Origin of the sequence: Cupriavidus sp. D39 (assembly GCF_026627925.1) — a bacterium.
GTDB classification, from domain to species: Bacteria; Pseudomonadota; Gammaproteobacteria; order Burkholderiales; family Burkholderiaceae; genus Cupriavidus; species Cupriavidus ulmosensis.
In genome coordinates, this window is sequence record NZ_JAPNLE010000009.1 from 4843507 (window position 1) to 4861664 (window position 18158).

The 18158-nt window shown below is 66.9% G+C and carries 12 protein-coding genes and 1 pseudogene; 3 read left to right on the forward strand and 10 right to left on the reverse strand.

Going from position 1 to position 18158, the window contains the following annotated elements:
• Positions 1-52 precede the first annotated feature (52 nt).
• Positions 53-1303 (forward strand): IS256 family transposase, encoded by a 1251-nt coding sequence (locus OMK73_RS34635; RefSeq protein ID WP_267604911.1) that lies wholly within the window; start codon positions 53-55, stop codon positions 1301-1303.
• A gap of 865 nt (positions 1304-2168) precedes the next feature.
• Here OMK73_RS34635 and OMK73_RS34640 read toward each other — a convergent pair.
• Both OMK73_RS34640 and OMK73_RS34645 read right to left on the reverse strand, forming a co-directional pair.
• Positions 2169-2726: a c-type cytochrome gene (locus OMK73_RS34640; RefSeq protein WP_420715690.1), complete on the reverse strand. Its 558-nt coding sequence runs from the start codon at positions 2724-2726 to the stop codon at positions 2169-2171.
• Between the two features lie 101 nt (positions 2727-2827).
• On the reverse strand, positions 2828-4498 hold the full coding sequence (locus OMK73_RS34645; RefSeq protein WP_267606624.1) for a pyrroloquinoline quinone-dependent dehydrogenase: 1671 nt from the start codon (positions 4496-4498) through the stop codon (positions 2828-2830).
• Positions 4499-4845: 347 nt separating this feature from the next.
• Between OMK73_RS34645 and OMK73_RS34650 the strand changes: the two genes are divergently transcribed.
• On the forward strand, positions 4846-5514 hold the full coding sequence (locus tag OMK73_RS34650; protein ID WP_420715628.1) for an ankyrin repeat domain-containing protein: 669 nt from the start codon (positions 4846-4848) through the stop codon (positions 5512-5514).
• A gap of 7 nt (positions 5515-5521) precedes the next feature.
• Here the strand turns inward: OMK73_RS34650 and OMK73_RS34655 are convergent, their stop codons facing one another.
• The gene (locus OMK73_RS34655; RefSeq protein WP_267605962.1) at positions 5522-6604 is read right to left on the reverse strand and encodes a beta-propeller fold lactonase family protein; all 1083 of its coding nucleotides are present in this window, start codon (positions 6602-6604) and stop codon (positions 5522-5524) included.
• Between the two features lie 63 nt (positions 6605-6667).
• Positions 6668-9025, reverse strand: a complete 2358-nt coding sequence (locus tag OMK73_RS34660) for a TonB-dependent receptor (protein WP_267605963.1) — start codon at positions 9023-9025, stop codon at positions 6668-6670.
• 232 nt (positions 9026-9257) lie between these two features.
• Between OMK73_RS34660 and OMK73_RS34665 the strand changes: the two genes are divergently transcribed.
• Entirely contained in the window at positions 9258-10067 is an 810-nt protein-coding gene (locus OMK73_RS34665; RefSeq protein WP_267605964.1) for an NADPH-dependent F420 reductase, read from the forward strand.
• A 31-nt stretch (positions 10068-10098) separates the two neighbouring features.
• Here the strand turns inward: OMK73_RS34665 and OMK73_RS34670 are convergent, their stop codons facing one another.
• The 6 genes and pseudogenes from OMK73_RS34670 to xdhB all read right to left on the reverse strand — a co-directional run bounded on the left by OMK73_RS34670 (position 10099) and on the right by xdhB (position 18157).
• Positions 10099-10527 carry a hypothetical protein gene (locus tag OMK73_RS34670; protein ID WP_267605965.1) on the reverse strand — a complete coding sequence of 143 codons (429 nt, stop codon included), beginning with the start codon at positions 10525-10527 and terminating at the stop codon, positions 10099-10101.
• A 245-nt stretch (positions 10528-10772) separates the two neighbouring features.
• Positions 10773-11872: pseudogene (locus tag OMK73_RS34675) on the reverse strand (fatty acid desaturase).
• Between the two features lie 177 nt (positions 11873-12049).
• Entirely contained in the window at positions 12050-13381 is a 1332-nt protein-coding gene (gene guaD, locus OMK73_RS34680) for a guanine deaminase (RefSeq protein WP_267605966.1), read from the reverse strand.
• A gap of 61 nt (positions 13382-13442) precedes the next feature.
• Entirely contained in the window at positions 13443-14489 is a 1047-nt protein-coding gene (locus OMK73_RS34685; protein ID WP_267605967.1) for an adenosine deaminase, read from the reverse strand.
• Positions 14486-15520, reverse strand: a complete 1035-nt coding sequence (gene xdhC, locus OMK73_RS34690; RefSeq protein ID WP_267605968.1) for a xanthine dehydrogenase accessory protein XdhC — start codon at positions 15518-15520, stop codon at positions 14486-14488. Before xdhC ends, OMK73_RS34685 begins: the two co-directional genes overlap by 4 nt.
• Positions 15521-15793: 273 nt before the next feature.
• Positions 15794-18157, reverse strand: coding sequence for a xanthine dehydrogenase molybdopterin binding subunit (gene xdhB, locus OMK73_RS34695; RefSeq protein ID WP_267605969.1), 2364 nt, complete (start codon positions 18155-18157; stop codon positions 15794-15796).
• Between the last annotated feature and the right edge of the window lies 1 nt (position 18158).

Sequence of the window (18158 nt, forward strand, 5' to 3'; positions counted from 1 at the left end):
GCCTGTACGGGATTTTGTGTGCAGGGCATAACATGTCGACAAGGAGCATGTAATGCCACGCAAACCAAAGGCCATACCCAGGGACCTTCCGACCATCCCTAAGGAGCTGATCGATCAGTTCGTTAAAGGTCCGATGACTGCTGAGGCGGTGCAAGACGCCGCCATGGCGTTCAAGAAGGCCCTGATCGAGCGGGCGATGGGCGCGGAGCTGGGCCATCACCTGGGCTACCCGGCGGGTGCCGAGCGCCCCGAGGATGCAACCAACCAGCGCAATGGCTCCAGCGCCAAGACCGTGCTTACGGACACGGGACCCTTGCGGCTGGCGATCCCGCGCGACCGCGACGGCAGCTTCGCGCCCATCCTGATTCCCAAGCACGACCGGCGTTTTACTGGCTTTGACGACAAGATCATCGCCATGTATGCGCGCGGCATGACGGTACGCGAGATCCAGGCGTTCCTGGTCGAGCAGTATGGCACTGAGGTGTCGCCCGCGTTCATCAGCTCGGTAACGGATGCGGTCATGGAGGAAGTCACCGCCTGGCAGGCCCGTCCATTGGAGGTCATGTACCCGGTCGTGTTCTTCGACGCGCTGCGGGTCAAGATGCGCGAGGATGGCGTCGTGCGCAGCAAGGCGGTCTATCTGGCGCTGGGCGTGCTGCCCGATGGCACGCGTGACATCCTGGGCCTGTGGATCGAGACCACCGAAGGGGCAAAGTTCTGGATGAAGGTGTTCAACGACCTGAAGACGCGAGGCACCCAAGACATCCTGATCGCGGTGACCGACGGCTTGAAGGGCATGGAGCAGGCCCTGAACGCGGTGTTCCCGAGCACGACACTGCAGACTTGTGTCGTGCATCTGATACGCGGCAGCCTGGACTACGCGAGCTGGAAGGACCGCCGTGTGGTGGCGGCCGCGCTCAAGCCTGTCTACACGGCTGCCACGGTTGAGGCCGCCGAGGCGGCGCTGTTGGCCTTCGAGCAAAGCGACTGGGGCAAGCGCTACCCACCGATTGCAGCCTCCTGGCATCGCGCCTGGGACCGGGTGATTCCATTCTTTGCGTTCCCGCCGGCCATCCGCAAGATCATCTACACCACGAATGCCATCGAGAGCATCAACGCGCAACTGCGTAAGATTATCAAGACCCGCGGGCACTTCCCGAGCGATGAAGCGGCCACCAAACTGCTGTGGCTAGCCTTGCGCAACATCACCGGCAAGTGGGGCAGCGCCACGCACGACTGGAAAGCCGCCATGAACCAGTTCGCGATCCTCTACGAGGATCGCTTCACACAACCCCATCGCTGAGATAGGATCAAAGGCCTGCCTGCCGGGCAGCCTGCCCGGCAGGCAGGTTTTTAGCCTTGCACACAAAAATCCTGACACCCCCCGTACGACCTGGGAGGTTGGTCGCTGTTTCTTTGATCGGTGTTGGTCTTTGCACCCAACAGCCATACGACATCCCCCTGCGGGGGCTGCCGGTCACTCTTCTTTGCGCGGCAAAGAAGACTAACGAGAAGAAAGCCGCCCTGCCGGGAGCAGAGCAATAAGGCTCTCGGAAATCGATGGTTTCGTCGTACGGCCCGGAGTGCCAGCGGGCTTCTGCCGGTACCGGTTTGAAGGGCCACGAACCTGCCGGCCTCCGGGATTCACGGTGGGGCCCCCGGTAGCAGACATCACTTGCTGCAAGCCGTCTGTCGCTCGCGGAGTGGCCGGCCACGAAGTTGCAGGCGCACCGGTTCCGTCGTGGGCGCGGTGGCACCGCATTGATATGCCCGAGACCTTGACCACCGCGCCCGCCCCACCACGAAACCATTGGCGGGCGATGTGTCGTGGTGCTTCGCGCCGGTAACGGCAGATTGCCGAATGGGCAAGGATTCCGCTACCGGGGGCCCCACCACGAATCCCGGAAACTAGCAGCTTCGTGGCCGATCAAGCCGGTACCGGCAGAAGCCCGCCGGCACCCTGGGCCGTACGACGAAACCCCCGAGGCCGAATAGCCTTATTGCTCTGCCCCCGGCCGGCCGGCTTTCTTTTGTTAGTTTTCTTTGCCGGGGCAAAGAAAAGTGACCGGCAGCCCCCGCAGGGGGATGTCGTATGGCTTTTGGGTTCAACAGCCATCGCCGACGAAATAAACAGCGACCAACCCCGCAGATCGTACGGCGGCTGGGTCCTACTGCAAATTAGCCATATAACTCGCAAGATTCTGAATATCCGCATCCGACAACCCGCGCGCCACGCTGGTCATGCTCCCCGCATCATTAGTCCGCTTGCGCGCGCGGAAGTCTTCCAGCTGCTTGACGATATAGGCGTACTGCTGCCCCGCCACGCGGGGAATTTCATTCTGCCCGGCAAAGCCGCCAAGATGGCACATGGTGCAGAGCACTTCCTCGGCCTTCTTCCTGCCGGCTTCCACTTTTCGCCCATCGGCCTTGAACTGAGAGGCAATAGGTTTCTGCGCGGCAAAATATTCGCCCAGGTCGAGCATGTCCTCGCGCGACAGCGGCGCGGCCGTCGGCGTCATCATCGGGTCGCTGCGCCGGCCTTCCTTGAAGTCCTTCAGCTCCAGGTAGATGTAGCGCGCGGTCTGGCCGGCCAGTACCGGATAGAGTGGATTGCCGGAGTTGCCCATCGGGCCGTGGCAAGCCACGCAGGATTCCGCCTTGCGCCTGCCGGCTTCGGGATCGGCGCACGCCGTGCCGGCCGCGCATGCCAGCAGCACGCATAGCAAAAGGCCGGCCCCGGCAGCGCTGGCTGCCGGGGCCGGGCGAGACCGCACGGGATCCGCATGCCTATATGCCTATGCGCCTATATGCCCATACGCCTATGTGCCTATTGCACCGCGAACACCAGCACGCTGTTGCCGCGCTTGAAGTCCAGTTGCGTGTTGCCGCCGGCCGCCACCGCGATGTACTGCTTGCCGCCGACCATGTAGGACACCGCCGGCGCATTCACGCCCGCGCCGCACTGGTACTCCCACAGCTTCTTGCCGGTGGCAGCGTCGAAGGCGCGGAACAGGCCGTTGCCTTCACCGTTGAAGACCAGGCCGCCCGCCGTGGCGAGCACGCCGCCGATCAGCGGCTGGTCGGTCTTGTAGTCCCACACCACCTTGCCGGTATCGATGTTCACCGCGGAGAGCTTGCCCCACTGCGCCTCGGCCGGGATGGTCTTGAAGGCGCCGCCAAGCCAGAGCTTGCCGCCCGGGTAGGGAGAGGCTTCCACCTGGTACGTCATGGGCTGGTGCAGGTTGGCGGCATAGGCCATCCGCGTCTTCGGGCTGAAGGCCATCGGCGACCATTCCACGCCGCCGTTGGCGCCCGGCAGCATGCGCGCGCCGGCGGCCGTGGGCAGGGTCCACATGTCTTCCTGCGGGATCATGGCTTGCGAGAAGCGGATCAGGCGGCCGTCGCGGCGGTCATGCACATAGACGTGGCCCGTCTTGCCGCCGTGGATCACGCCGGGAATCATCTGGCCGTTCTTGTCGCGCACGTCGACCAGGATCGGCGGGCTGGCGGCATCCAGGTCCCACACGTCATGGGCGATGTACTGCGAGTGCCATTTGTAGGCGCCGGTATCCAGGTCCACCGCGACCATCGAATCGGTATAGAGGTTGTCGCCGGGGCGGATGGCGCCATACAGGTCGGGCGAAGGATTGCCCACCACGAAGATCGCCATCTTGTTCTTGCGGTCGATCGCCGGCGGCATCCACACGCCGCCACCGAGCGCCTTGTAGAAGTCCCCGCCCTTGTCCGCGAGCTGCTTCTTCTCGGCCGCGATGTCGCGCTTCATGTCGCGCCCGGTCGCGTCCTTGGTGGCCCACACGCCTTCATGGCCTTTTTCGGGGATGGTGTAGAAGGTCCACAGCAGCTTGCCGTCGGTGGCGCTATACGCCTTGAGGAAGCCACGGATGCCGTACTCGCCGCCGTTGGTGCCGATCAGGATCTTGTCGTCCACGACCACCGGCGCCATGGTTTCCGAGTAGCCCAGTTCCGGGTTCGCGATCTGGGTTTCCCAGAGCAGCTTGCCGGTCTTGGCGTCCAGCGCGACCAGCTTGGCGTCGAGCGTGCCCATGAAGAGGCGGTCGCCGGCGACGGCTACCCCGCGGTTGTTGGGGCCGCAGCAGAAGGTCGTGATCGGCCCCATCTTGTGCTTGTAGTGCCAGAACTCCTTGCCGGTCACGGCATCGATCGCATAGACGTGGTTATAGGACGTGGTCAGGAACATCACGCCGTTGATGACGATCGGTGCGGTCTCCATGGACTCGAGCACGGCGGTCTGGAACAGGAACGCTGGTTTCAGCTTTGCCACATTCTTGGTGTTGATCTGGCTGCCCGGGTAGTAGCGCGTCTGCACGTAGGAGCCATTGGAATGCACCCAGTCGTTCGCGTTGTTGCCGGCCGCGTCGAGCTGTGCCTGTGTCACCGGCGGCAGGGGCCGGGTCATGGCCGCGCCCGGGGTGGTCGCGCCGCCCTGGCTCTCGTCCGCGCCGAAGGCTGCGGGCATGAGCGCGGCGGCCGCGGCGGCCAGCGCAAGCAACAGCAAGGGAGGGTCAACCGGGTATGGCTGCGGGAAGAGAGCATGGGAAGCTCCTTTTGAATTTCCGTGCCCCGGCTTTCCCAGGGCGAAAGCGTGTGCTTGTCGCACACTGTGGCGGCCCGGGTCACAAGCAGTATAGGCAAGAGTGCAGGCAAAACAACCCGCATTGCAGTGGGTGCTTAAACCATGCTCGCCGCGCTGCAACATGCGTGCGGACGTTCCTTGAAATTGCGCGTCTTACCCACCACACTTAGCCGGCGAAGGTGTCGCGATGAGACTGGCAACGTAGTCAACGGCAGCGGCGGGAGACGGACATGAACGGACGCACTGGATGGCGCGCGGGGCTTGCCGCTGCGTTGCTATGTGGCATGGGCGTGCTGTGCCTGCCGGCCAAGGCCGACGACGACATCAGCCTCAATGCCCGCCTGCTTGCCGCCGCCCGGGCCGGCGACACGGCGGCGGTGCGCGCATCGCTGCAGCAAGGCGCGGCGGTGAATGCACGCAACCGCATCGGCGATACGCCGTTGCTCACCGCGGCCAAGCGCGGGCTGACCGACATGGCGCGCACGCTGGTCGAGCATGGCGCCGACGTCAGCCAGGCCAACGTCCAGGGCGTGACGCCGCTGATGGCCGCGGCCTTCGGCGGCTTTGAGGAGATCGTGGCGATGCTGCTGGCGCGCCATGCGGAGCTGGCCGCCACGGATCGCGTCGACAAGACCGCCATGATCTACGCGGCCGGCGAGGGCCATGCCGGCGTGGTGCGGCAACTGCTGGACGCCGGCGTGGACGTCAACACCCTGTACGCGAATGGGCTCACCGCGCTGATGTGGGCGGCCGGCTACGACAAGGTCGAGACGGTGCGCCTGCTGCTGTCCAGAGGCGCCCGGCCCGAGCTGCGCGACAACCGCGGGCTGACCGCGCGGGAGATTGCCGATCAGGCTGGCGCGAAGACGGTCGCCGGCTTGCTGAGCGCGCAGCACTGATCGTCGCTCATGGCGCATCGAGCGTGCCCGCGCTCTTCGGGTACGTGACGATGCCCCAGTTCAGCGCGATGCCATCCAGCCGGCGCACCGGCTGGTAGGTCTGCGCATCGACCACCAACACTGCATTGGAGCGGCCGCACGCAATCAGCAACCGCGCATCGTCGGGCGTAAAGCTGAAGTGCCAGCAGCGCTTGCCGATGTCGATGTTGGCGATGTTTTCATAGTTGTTTGCATCGAACACCTGCAGCGTGTCCGCACGCGATGCGGCGATGAACAGACGCTTGCCAGCCCGGTCGAATGCGACGCCATACGGCCCGGTGCGGGTCGGCACGGTTTGCAGCACGCGGTAGTCCGCGGCATCGAGCACCAGGAAGCTATTGCTCGATTCCAGCGTGACGATGTAGCGCCGTCCGTCCGGGCTCACCTTGATGCCGCGTGGCCGCGAGCCCTGCGGCGCGTTCAGCAGCCTGATCCGCTGCCCGCTCGCGCGCGCGTAGACCGAGATCGTATCGTCGCCTTCATTGGTGACCAGCAGCTGGCGGCCGTCGGGCGAGAATTCGATGCCTTCGGTTTCCAGCCCGCTGGGAATGGCGCGGGCGATGCGCCACTGCGCGAGGTCGATCACTGCGATCTCCGCCGGGGCCGGCGCGTCGTCGCCAGCCTTGGAGGGCTTCGGCGCGCCCGCCGTCCCTGCGCGCTCGCCGGGTTCATAGGTGACAAAGGCCTGGCCGCCGGAGACCCGCACGAACTCGGGATTCTGCCCGATGGGCAGGCGCTTGATCACTTGCCCGTCGCGCGTGTCGATCACGGAGAGATCGCCGGTGGCCTTGTTGGCGGTCAGCAGGTATTTGCCATCCGCGGTGAGCGCGAGGCCACGCGGGCCCTTGCCACCGGGATCGAGCATGCGTGTGACCTCAAGCCGGTCGAGGTCGATCACCGCAACGCCGCCGCTCTCGCTTGTCACGTAGGCGGTGGCGGCGCGCAAGCTCACCGTGCCCCCCAGCCCCACGCACAAGGCCAGCATCGCGACGCCACGCTTGCGCGAACTCCCCATTGCCGCCATGTGTGCCTCCACTTTCTTGTTTGCCACCGCATTCGTCGGATCGATTCATTCTTGGCGAGGGCGCCGCGCTTGCCAAGGTATTCCTGCGCGCTAGCGCCCACCCCATTCATAGCGCACGCCCACCAGGAAGAGCCGCGGCGCGCCGGGCGCGACGAAGCGCTCGACCGGCACCGCCGCGCCGGGCCGCAGCAGCGTGCCGCCGGGAAACACGTTGAGGCCTGCCTGCCCATAGGTTTCATAACGGCGGTCCAGCACATTGTCGACGCGCGCATAGAGCTGCCAGCGCGCATCGACCTGCCAGCTCGCCCGCAGGTTGAACAGCACGAAGCCGGCGGTGCGCGCCAGGCGCGGATCCTGTGCGCTCAGCGCGCCGTCCTCAACGCCGGCCACCGGGCGCGACGACGATACCACCATGGAGCCGCCGAGCGTGACCGACTCGGTTGCGCGCCAGTCTCCGCTCAGCTTGAAGCTATGCAGCGGCACGCCCGCCATGCGCGTGCCGGGGCGCACGTTGACGGGCGCCGCGAACGGCGTCTGGATCTGGCCGTCCGCCTGGTAGGTGGATTGCAGGTAGCTGTAGCTCGCGCGCAGCATCACCCGGCCCAGCCGCTGGCGCAGTCCGAGCTCTAGCCCCTGGCTGCGGGTCTTGGGGAAGTTGGTGAAGTAGCCGAGCGGGCTGACCGGCGAGCGCTGGAACAGGATGTCGTCGCGGTTGTCGCTGCGGTACATCGCCAGCGTGAGGTCGGTGGCATCGTTAGCCTTCCAGCGCCCGCCGAACTCCACCGTGCGCGACACCACCTGGCGCAGGTACGGGTCCGCCTGCAGGCCGGTGGGCAGCTGGCAGGCGTTGGCCGGATCCGCGCAGCCCAGCTCGATCGCGGTCGGCATGCGCGTGCCTTGCGAGGCCGAGGCAAAGACCGTGAGGCCGCTTAGCAACGGGTGCGAGATGCCGAGCGAAGGATTGAGCTTCGAGAACGTGAAGCGTTCGTCGGACGCGTTCGGCAAGCTCAGCACGGTGTGCGTGCTCGAGGTGTTCCAGCGCGCGCTCGCGGTGAGGTAGCTGTGCGGCAGCAGCTTGATGGTATCGGAGGCATACAGGCTGACGGTGCTGGTGCGGCCATCGAGCGAGGCATTGGTGGTGGGCGTGGCGCCGGGGTCCGCCACCGCCACGCGATCGTCGTTGAAGCTGGCGGGCTGCGTGTCCTGGCGATACGTCGCGCGGCTCAGCGCAAAGGCCGCGCCCAGTACCGCGTTGTGGACGTCGCCCGTATGCGACCACTGCCCGGACAGCCCGTAGTCATGCGTGTTGACGGTCGCGGTATTGAGCACCGCGCTGGCCGGCGCGGCGCCTGGCTCGCAACCGGCGTTGCCAGCATTGCCCCGGCAGCCGAGCAAGGTGTCGAGGTAGTCGTTGCTGACATCGCCGGTGCTGGCCTTTGCGTGCCCCAGGCGAGCGTAAGCCGTCAGCGCGAGCTGGTCCTCGGCGTTGAACTGGTGCGTGCCGTTCAGCGTGACCTGCAGCGAGCGCGTGCGGGTAATGTCCGGCGCGGTGTAGATGGCGTTGCGCTGGCTGCCGTAAATACTGTCCGGCAGCAGGCCGTTGCCGGACAGGCTGCTGCCGCTGCCCAGCACGCTCACGCTCCATTGCGTATCGGTGGTGGAGCGGCCGAGCTTGGCGAACAGGTTGCCCAGGCTGCTGCCGGAGCCCTGGCGCCAGCCGTCCTCGCGAAAGCCCGTGCCCGCCACGAAGGCGTGCCAGCCATCGCCGAGCACGTTGCCCGCGCTTACATCGAGCCGCGCGCGGCCGTGGCTGCCGAGGCTCAGGTCAGCCTCCACGCCGGGATGCGTCTCGCCGGACTTGGTGGTCAGCGCCAGCGCGCCGCCAAGCGCGTTGAGGCCGTAGAGCGGATTGCTGCCGGGCACCAGCGTGATGGTGCTGATCGCAGCCTCGGGGATTGCCGTCCAGTCGACCACATCGCCCAGCGCGGCATTCTGGCGTACGCCGTCCAGGTAGAGCGTGATGCCCTGCGCCGCGCCCAGGGTGGAGGACAGGCGGTAGCCGCGATAGAGGATGTCCTTCTGGAATGGGTTGCCCTGCACGTCGTTGATCACCACGCTGTCCATGGTTTCGCCGAGGAACGAGGACAGGTTGCCGGACTTGGCGTGCTCCATGTCGGCGTCCGTCGCGGTTTGCACATTGCCGGGAAACGCCTCGCGCGGGATCGAGAATGAAGGCAGCGGCGCGGGTGCGACCACGGTGACTTCGCGCAGGTTGTGGACCTCGTCGGCCGGCGGCGCTGTCTCCGGCGTCTGGGCGGCCACGCCCGCCGGTACGCTCACTGCCAGCGCTACCAGTGCCATCAGCGCCACCAGCGCACAGCCGGCCGCCGTACGCTGCGCGGCGGGCGCGAGCCTTGAGCGGCGCGGACAGGGGAGGGCGAGGGCCATTACCTTCTCCGTCGGGACAAGGGCGCAGCGCAGGGGTGCCGAGTGATGCCGGGTGATGCAAGTGCTACTTACTGTAGTGCACAGTGTGGCAAGCGCCAAATCGATCACGCGGCGGCAGCGAGCCGGCGGCGCGCGCTGCATTTTTCGCCTAGAGTTTGAAGGCGTGCCAAGCGCACCGCACCCGCATGCTGTCTTGCAGCACCCTGCTCTTCACCGGATCGAGGAGTCCGCCATGCCGTTTGCTGAGCCCGTCGAACCCATCGCATCCATCGACCGGCGCCGCCGCTTGCTCACCGGCAGCGTTAGCCTCGCCTTGCTGGCGATGTGGCTGGGGATCTCGCCCTCGCGCTTGCGCGCGCAGGCTAGCCGGGATGGCGCGCCCATGCCCATTGGCGTGATCGGCTCGGGCCGCATCGGCGGCACGGTGGGTGGCCTGTGGGTGAAGGCTGGGCACCCCGTGCTGTTCTCCTCGCGCCACCCGGATGAGCTCAAGCCGCTGGTCGAGAAGCTCGGCCCGCTTGCCCGCGCGGGCACGGTGGCCGAGGCGCTGGCCTTTTCCAATGTGATTCTTCTCGCCGTCCCTTACAAGGCCTTGCCCGAGCTCTCGGCGGAGTACGGCAAGGCCTTTGCCGGCAAGGTGGTGGTGGATGCGACCAATGCCGTGCGCGCGCGCGATGGCGCTGTAGCCGAAGAGGCGATGCGCAAAGGCATCGGCATCACCACCGCAAAGTACCTGCGTGGCGCGCGCATCGTGCGTGCCTTCAATTTCATGGGCGCAACCAACTTCGCGAACATGAACCACCGGGCCGAGGGCCTGATCGCGGTGCCGATCGCCGCCGACGATCCAAAGGCGCTGCGCATTGGCGAGCAGCTGGTGCGCGATGCCGGCTTCGAGCCGGTGGTGGTTGGCCGGCTGGCCACGGCCGACAGCTTTGCCCCGGGCGGCCCGCTGTTCCACCAGATCGGCTCGGCCGACGCCATGCGTGCGCGCATCGCGGAGCTAGGCGGGAAGACGGGGGCGGCAGGCGCTGCATCCAAATAAGAACGGCGCTGGCCAGCCCGCCCGAGCGGGCTTAGCCGCGCCAGGCGCCCTTCATCCAGACCCAGCCGCCGCCTTCGAAGCGCCAGACCCAGTGTCCGGGCACCCAGTAGGCGTGCTGCGCGGGCATGACCGTGATCTCCTCCACGACCATCGGCGGCATGGCCGGCACCGGCTGCTGTACCCAGCGGCCGTGCACCCAGAACCAGTCGTTGCCTTCCCACTTCCAGTGGCCCGGCACCCAGTTCCAGCCGTAGGCCGGCGCGGGACCGCGGTCCTCGTGCACCGGCGGCGGCATATTGCGCACCACCTGGTGAGGCGGCGATGGCGGCGGCTGCCGTACTACCACGCGTTCGGTCACGCAGCCGGCGAGGCTGCCGAGCACGGCCAGCGAGGCGAGCGCCGGCAGGGCGCTGCGGAGCAGACGGCGGCGCGTGAGCGCATGAGGTTTGCTGGTTGCCATTTCTCTATGTCCTGTGGAATCTGATTTGCGGTCAGGCGTCGTCTAAGGGGCGGCCCCGGGGCGGCATGCGCAATGACCTTGGGACCGATATCTTCCTTAACGAGGCAAGCGCCGCGCCGCGGGACAAGCACAGGGAAAGACTTTGTAATTGAGTATTACGCGCCCCAAATGAAAAACCGCAGCCAGGGGGCTGCGGTTGCGGCGGGCGGCCATCGGTGGCCGCCGGGGCGGTGCTTCAGGCCGGCTCAGGCCGGCACCGGCGCGTTGGCGCTGGTCTGCCGGCCGCGGAAGTCCGTCCAGCAGAGCGCCTTGAAGTCGTACAGCTTGCAGCGGCGCGCCGTATGGAAATACCAGCGCCAGGTGAAGTTCTGGATGATGATGCGGCCCGGCAGCGCGTGCTCGAGCAGCGCCTGCGCGCGCTTGAGGCGGTACAGCGGCACGCTCATGTCCACGTGGTGCGCGGTGTGCTCCATGATGTGATGCAGCGCCGCGCCGATGCCATAGCGAAAGCGCAGGTGCACGGTGGTGGAGACGAAGGGCTGGGCGCGCGCCCACATGGCCTTGGTGTCGTACCAGGCCACGCTGGTGTGGGTGTGGTGCACGTAGAGCACGAAGCCCACGGTGAAATTCCAGACCAGGAACGGCAGCACGAAGCCCAGCCCGACCAGCAGCGCGACCGACTGGCCGGTGGCAATTGCCAGCCACGCCAGCGCGCCGATCCACGCGGCGCCGAACAGGGCCACCAGTGCGCAGTCCCACATGAAGACGGCGCGGCGCGTGGGCATCTGGCGGCGGCTGGGGAAGAACATCTTGAACCACCAGATCTCGACCAGGTAGTACAGGCCCGCGCCAAAGCCGGTGCGGTAGACGCGCTCCAGCGCACGGCGCCAGCGCGGCAGCGCCTGGAATTCATCCAGCGAGTAAGGCGCCCAGACAAAGTCGAAGCCCTTGAGGTTGGAGTAGCCGTGGTGGACCACGTTATGGCCCACTTCCCACAAGCTGTAGGGCGTGAGCGACGGCAGGAAGGTCAGCCGGCCTAGCCATTTGTTCAGGCCGCGCCGGGGCGTCAGGCTCTGGTGGCAGGCATCGTGGCCGATGATGAACAAGCGGGCGATGACCAGCCCCGTCGCCACGCTGGCGGCCAGCTTGGCGAGCCAGTGGGAGAACAGCACCACCCCGGCCAGCGCGGCCAGGAACAGCGCGGTGTCCAGCGCGAACAGCGCCAGCGCGCGCGGTGTGCTGCGCGCGCCAAGCGGGATCAGCCAGCCGCGGATGATCTTGCGCGAAGGCAGGGGGCGTCAGGGGAAATCGGCTCCGGTAAGGAAGCTTGCTGCGAGGCAATCATGCAAAAACCTTCAGTTGTCGAACGCGGGGTCGGGTGCCTGGGTAGGCCCGAGACTGGCGATGCGCGGCCACAGGACAGGCCGATGGTGTGACAGCTTAGAAGGATTGCGTGACAGGGGTGTTGATCCGGGTCAAGCCGATGCGGCCGGACCCGGTACGACGCAGTTAAAAGTGATGTTTAGTGCGTGGCGGAGGCCGGCGCGCTTGCCGGCTCGCCCATCACATAGACCTCGCCGATGACGCGGTCGTCACCCAGCATGGCGAAGGCGAACAATCGCTCTTCCAGCGTTTCCGAGCGCTCGCTGCGGCGCGCGATCAGCGGCGTGGCCTGCGGGTCGAGCACGATGAAGTCGGCCTCGCAGCCCGGCGTGAAGCTACCCACGCGCTCGCTCCAGCCCAGTGCGTCGGCGGCAGCGCGGGTGGCCAGGTAGAACATGCGCAGCGCGGTGAGGTGGTAGCCGCCCATGCGGGCCACCTTGTGGGCGGCGTTCATGGTGCGCAGCATCGAGAACGAGGTGCCGCCGCCCACGTCGGTGGCCAGCGTCACGTTGAGGCGGTGCGCGTCCGACTGGTGGAAGTCATAGAAGCCGCTGCCCAGGAACAGGTTGGAGGTGGGGCAGTGCGCCACCGCGGCGCCGCTGTCGGCCAGCCGCTTGCGATCGTCCTGGTCCAGGTAGATGGCGTGGCCGTAGAGCGCGCCCGGGCGCAGCAGGCCGTAGTGATCGTAGATGTCGAGATAGCTGCGCGCTTGCGGGAATAGCTCGGCCACCCACTTCACTTCGTCGCGGTTTTCCGCCACGTGGGTCTGGATGAAGGCATCGGGATACGCCTTGGCCAGTTCGCCGCAGGCTTCCAGCTGCGCTTCGCTGGAGGTGGGCGCGAAGCGCGGCGTGATGGCGTACGACAAGCGATTCTTGCCGTGCCAGCGCGAGATCAGGTCGGCCGAGTCGCGCGCGCCGGACTCGGCGGTATCGCGCAGGAACTCGGGGCAGTTGCGGTCCATCATGACCTTGCCGGTGACGAGACGCAGGTTGCGGCGATCGGCTTCAGCGAACAGCGCATCCGCCGAGGCCGCGTGCACCGTGCTCCAGGCCACCGCGCTGGTGGTGCCGTTGCGCAGCAGTTCGTCGGCGAAGAAGCCGGCGACGGCTGCGGCGTACTCCGGCTCGGCAAAGCGGCGCTCCTCGGGGAACGTATAGGTCTCCAGCCAGTGCAGCAGGCCGGGCGAGGGCGAGGCGATGATGTCGGTCTGCGGGTAGTGCACGTGCGTGTCGATAAAGCCTGGCACGATCAGCTTGCCACGGCGGTCGATCACTTCGGCGCCGGCCGGGATCTGGTCGGCCAGGTCGGCATGGTTGCCAACCGCGGCGACATGCCCGGCGGTGACGATCAGCACCCCGTCTTCCCAATACTGATACGCGTCGTCATGAAACTGGGGGTCGCGCAGAAAGTGCAGCACGCGGCCACGGATGGCGCGGGTGATGGACTGGGTGGGGGGCGTGGTCGTCATAGCGATGTCTCGTGGGCGCCGGCGCGCACATGGCGCGCCGGCATCTTGGTGTGAGCCGCGCTCAGGCCGTGGAGGCCGCGGCGGGCAGCGGGGATTGCCAGAAGTGGTCGACTTCGGCGAGGAAAGCCGTCTTTTGCGAGGCAGGCAGGAACGACGCCTCGAAACTGTTGCGGGCCAGCTTGTGGCCATCGGCCGCGGTCAGCGGCAGGGCTTCGAAGGTGGCTTCCCAGTTCGCGTTCATATAGCCGCCGAAATAGGCGGGGTCGTCGGAGTGCAGCGTGACCAGCACGCCGGCTTCCAGCAGGCGGTGCAGGGAGTGGTCGCGCAGGTCCGGGTAGACCTTGAGCTTCTGGTTGGACAGCGGGCAGACCGTCAGCGCCACCCGCTCGCGGGCCAGCCGCTCGACCAGTGCCGGGTCGTCGATCGCGCGCACGCCGTGGTCGATGCGCTCCACCTTGAGGATGTCGAGCGCGTCGGTCACGTATTGCGCCGGGCCTTCCTCGCCGGCATGCGCCACCAGGTGCAGGCCGAGCTCGCGGGCGCGGGCAAACACGCGGGCGAACTTCTCCGGCGGGTTGCCCTGCTCGGAGGAGTCCAGCCCGACGCCGACAAAGCGGTCGCGGTAGGGCAGCGCGGCTTCCAGCGTGGCGAAGGCGTCTTCCTCGGAGAGGTGGCGCAGGAAGCAGAGGATCAGGCTGCTGGAAAAATCGTACTGCGTGCGGGCCTGGGCCAGCGCGTCGGAAATGCCGTCGATCACCACGTTGATCGGCACGCCGCGTTCGGTGTGCGTCTGCGGGTCGAAGAAGATCTCGGCGTGGCGCACGTTGTCGGCGACGGCGCGCTGCACGTAGGCCATCGTCATGTCGAAGAAATCGTCCTCGGTCAGCAGCACGCTGGCGCCTGCGTAATAGATATCGAGGAACGACTGCAGGTCGGTGAAAGCGTAGGCCTCGCGCAGGGCTTCCACGCTGGCGTACGGCAGCTTGACCTTGTTGTGCTGGGCCAGCCGGAAGATCAGCTCAGGCTCGAGCGTGCCTTCGATATGGACATGCAGTTCCGCCTTGGGCGTCTGGCGAATACGGTCTGCGAGCGCGGCGTCGAGCGTCATGGGGTTCCTTTTGCGGTCTTGGTTTGCGTCGTGCTCGTCGCTTTGCCGCTGCGGCCCGCGGTCAGCGCGCCCAGATGGGCGAGGCGCTGGTCGCGAACCTGCAACAACTGAGCGACGATGGCAACCGCAATCATAGCCGGAGCCTTGTCCGTGATGCCGGAGACGCCCATCGGGCACGTCATTTCCGCAAAGCGGGAAGGGTCAATCCCGTGCTCCGCCATGCGATGCTCGAAGCGCGCGCGCTTGGTCTTGGAACCGATCAAACCGAAGTAGGCGAAGTCATCGCGCCGCAAGATCCGCTCGCACAGCGTCTGGTCCAGTGCGTGGCTGTGCGTCATCACCAGGAAGTAGCTGCCGGCCGGCGCATGGTCGACCACGGCTTCGGGGATGTCGCTGGCTTCCGGGGTGACGTTATCGGGCAGGTCGGACGGGAACAAGGTGTCGCGCTCATCCACCCAGTGCACCTGGCATGGCAGGTTGGCCAGCACCTTGACCAGCGCATGGCCCACGTGCCCTGCGCCGAACAGCACCACGTGCAGCTCGTCCGGCACCAGGGTGTCGGTCCAGCCGCCGTCCGCATGCAAGGTCACCGAGGGCAGCAGCGCCGGCGCCGCGGCGTGCTGCACCGCGCCGGTGCGCGGCACCGTGCGCATCAGCGAGCGGCCGGTGCCGAACGCGGCCTGCACCGCGTCCAGCCACGGCAGGTCGGCCTCGCCCAAAACCTCGAAGGCGAGCAGTACCACGCCGCCGCAGCATTGCCCCAGCGCCGGGCCCAGCGGGATGCGCACGATCTGCCGCATTGCATCGCGCTCGGCCAGCATGGTGCGGGCGATTTCCATGCCGCGCCATTCGAGATGGCCGCCGCCGATGGTGCCAACCAGTTCGTCGGCGGTCACCAGCATGCGCACGCCTGCCTCGCGCGGGGCGGAGCCTTTCACCTCGGCGATGGTGACCATCGCCACCGGCACGCCCGCGCGCACCCAGCGGGTGGCGTCGGCGAAGCGGAAGGGTTTGAGGGGTGCGTCCTGCATGGTGATGCCTTTTAAGGTTGATGCTTTGGGTGAAGCTTGTTACTTCGTTACTTCGTTACTTCGTTGCGATCTTCAGCGACGGTGGCCTGTGGGTGCCGGTGGTTCCTGCCGGCGCCCGCCCTCTCCCCCGGCCCCTCTCCCGCAAGGCGGGAGAGGGGAGCGAAACGTCGGTCGGGCAAGCGTCGAGGCAAGCGGACCTTCTGGACTCGCCCCTCTCCCGCGCAGCGGATGAGGGGAGGGGAGAGGGCGGGCGCATCCGTCAGCCACCTCGCCTCACTGCACCACCGGCACAGCCACCCGCACCGCATCCACCGCATCCAGAATCGCCTCGCTCGTCGCAGGCGCCACCAGCGGCGGATTCACCTTGTAATCCCCCACGCTGGCCACCGCATCGCGGATCGCGAAGAACACCGAGAACGGCAGCAGCAGCGGCGGCTCGCCCACGGCCTTGGACCGATGGATGCTGTCCTCCGCATTGTCGTTCTGGAACAGCCGCACGTAAAAATCTTCCGGGCAGTCGTTGACGGTCGGGATCTTGTAGGTGGAGGGCGCATGCGTCATCAGCTTGCCGTCCTTGTTCCACCACAACTCCTCGGTGGTCAGCCAGCCCATGCCCTGGATAAAGCCGCCTTCGACCTGGCCGATATCGATGGCCGGGTTGAGCGAGCGCCCGGCGTCGTGCAGGACGTCGGCGCGCAGCAGGCGCCATTCCCCGGTGAGCGTGTCCACCAGCACTTCGGAGCAGGCCGCGCCATACGCGAAGTAGTAGAACGGCCGGCCCTGCAGCTTGGACTGGTCCCAGTACAGCTTGGGCGTGGTGTAGAAGCCATCGGACCACAGCTGCACGCGCGCCACATAGGCTTGCCGCGCCAGGTCGCTGAAGTCCAGGCGGAGTTCGCCCGCTACCACCAGGTCGTCGCCGAACTGCACGCTGTGCGCATCCACGCCAGCCTGGCGCGCGGCAAATGCTGCCAGGCGCTCGCGGATCTGGCGGGCGGCGTCCTGCGCTGCCTTGCCGTTGAGGTCAGTGCCGGTTGAGGCGGCGGTGGCCGAAGTGTTGGCCACCTTGCTGGTGTCCGTGGCGGTTACGCGCACGCGTTCCAGCCGGATGCCGAGTTCATGCGCCACCACCATCGCCACCTTGGTGTTCAGGCCCTGGCCCATCTCGGTGCCGCCGTGGTTCACCAGCACCGAGCCGTCGTTGTACACGTGCACCAGCGCGCCGGCCTGGTTGAAGTGCGCCACGTTGAAGGAGATGCCGAACTTCACCGGGGTGAGGGCGATGCCCTTCTTCAGCACCGGGCTGCTCGCATTGAAGGCGCGCGTGGCCTCGCGGCGCTCGCGGTAGGCGCTGGTCGCTTCGAGCTCGTCGAGCAGTTCGTGGATGACATTGTCTTCCACGGTCTGGCCGTAAGGCGTGACATTGCGCTCGGTCTTGCCGTACAGGTTGGCGCGGCGCACGTCGAGCGCATCGCGGCCCACGGTGCGTGCCACGTTGTCGAGGATGTACTCCATGGCAAAGGCGCCCTGCGGGCCGCCGAAGCCGCGGAAGGCGGTATTGCTCTGCGTGTTGGTCTTGCCGCAGTAGCCGTCGATCTGCACATTCGGCAGCCAGTAGGCGTTGTCGAAGTGGCAGATGGCGCGGGTCATCACCGGGCCGGACAGGTCCGCCGAAAAGCCGGCGCGCGAGACCATTTCCACCGACACGCCGTCGAGACGGCCTTGGGCATCGTGGCCGACTTCGTAGTCGAAGACGAAGTCGTGGCGCTTGCCGGTGATCATCATGTCATCGTCGCGGTCCGGGCGCAGCTTGACCGGGCACAGCAGCTTCCACGCGGCCAGCGCGGCGCAGCAGGCGAACATCGCCGACTGCGATTCCTTGCCGCCGAAGCCGCCGCCCATGCGGCGGCACTCCACCAGCACCTGGTGCGCGTGCCAGCCCAGCATATGCGCCACCGCATGCTGCATCTCGGTGGGGTGCTGGGTCGAGCACCACACGTGCATGCCATCATTCTCCTTGGGCGCGGCGTAGGCGATCTGGCCTTCCAGGTAGAACTGCTCCTGGCCGCCCAGGCGGATATTGCCCTTGTCCCGATGAAGCGCCGCGGCGATATGGCTGGCCGGCTCGCCGCGCGTCAGGTGCATCGGCGGCAGCACATAGCTGCCGGCCTGGTGGGCCGCCTCTGGCGACAGCACCGGCCCCAGGTCTTCGTATTCGACAGCGCCCAGGCGTGCCGCACGGCGCGCGGCGTCGTGCGAGGTCGCCACCACCACGAACATCGGCTGGCCGATGAATTGCACCAGGCCGTTGGCCAGGATGGGGTCGTCGTGGATGATCGGGCCGCATTCGTTGGCGGCGGGGATGTCCTCGGCGGTCAGCACTGCCACCACGCCCGGCGCGGCGCGCACCTTGTCGAGCGAGATCGACTTGATGCGGGCGTGGGCGCGGGTGCTCATGCCGAGCGCGGCGTGTAGCGTGCCGGCCAGCTCGGGGATGTCGTCGGTGTAGGTGGCCGTGCCGGCCACATGCAGGTGGGCCGATTCGTGCGGGCGCGATACGCCCACTTGCGGCGTCGACACGGCGGTCCTGGCTTCGATCGCAGCGTCGAGCAGGAAGGGTTCGGTTTGCTTGTTCATG

What these genes read in the sequence shown, in the direction of transcription:
- OMK73_RS34635 (WP_267604911.1), top strand. Translation starts at nt 53, where the DNA reads ATGCCACGCAAACCAAAGGCCATACCCAGGGACCTTCCGACCATCCCT.
- OMK73_RS34645 (WP_267606624.1), bottom strand. Translation starts at nt 4,498, where the DNA reads ATGCCCGCAGCCTTCGGCGCGGACGAGAGCCAGGGCGGCGCGACCACC.
- OMK73_RS34650 (WP_420715628.1), top strand. Translation starts at nt 4,846, where the DNA reads ATGAACGGACGCACTGGATGGCGCGCGGGGCTTGCCGCTGCGTTGCTA.
- OMK73_RS34660 (WP_267605963.1), bottom strand. Translation starts at nt 9,025, where the DNA reads ATGGCCCTCGCCCTCCCCTGTCCGCGCCGCTCAAGGCTCGCGCCCGCC.
- OMK73_RS34665 (WP_267605964.1), top strand. Translation starts at nt 9,258, where the DNA reads ATGCCGTTTGCTGAGCCCGTCGAACCCATCGCATCCATCGACCGGCGC.
- OMK73_RS34670 (WP_267605965.1), bottom strand. Translation starts at nt 10,527, where the DNA reads ATGGCAACCAGCAAACCTCATGCGCTCACGCGCCGCCGTCTGCTCCGC.
- guaD (WP_267605966.1), bottom strand. Translation starts at nt 13,381, where the DNA reads ATGACGACCACGCCCCCCACCCAGTCCATCACCCGCGCCATCCGTGGC.
- OMK73_RS34685 (WP_267605967.1), bottom strand. Translation starts at nt 14,489, where the DNA reads ATGACGCTCGACGCCGCGCTCGCAGACCGTATTCGCCAGACGCCCAAG.
- xdhC (WP_267605968.1), bottom strand. Translation starts at nt 15,520, where the DNA reads ATGCAGGACGCACCCCTCAAACCCTTCCGCTTCGCCGACGCCACCCGC.
- xdhB (WP_267605969.1), bottom strand. Translation starts at nt 18,157, where the DNA reads ATGAACAAGCAAACCGAACCCTTCCTGCTCGACGCTGCGATCGAAGCC.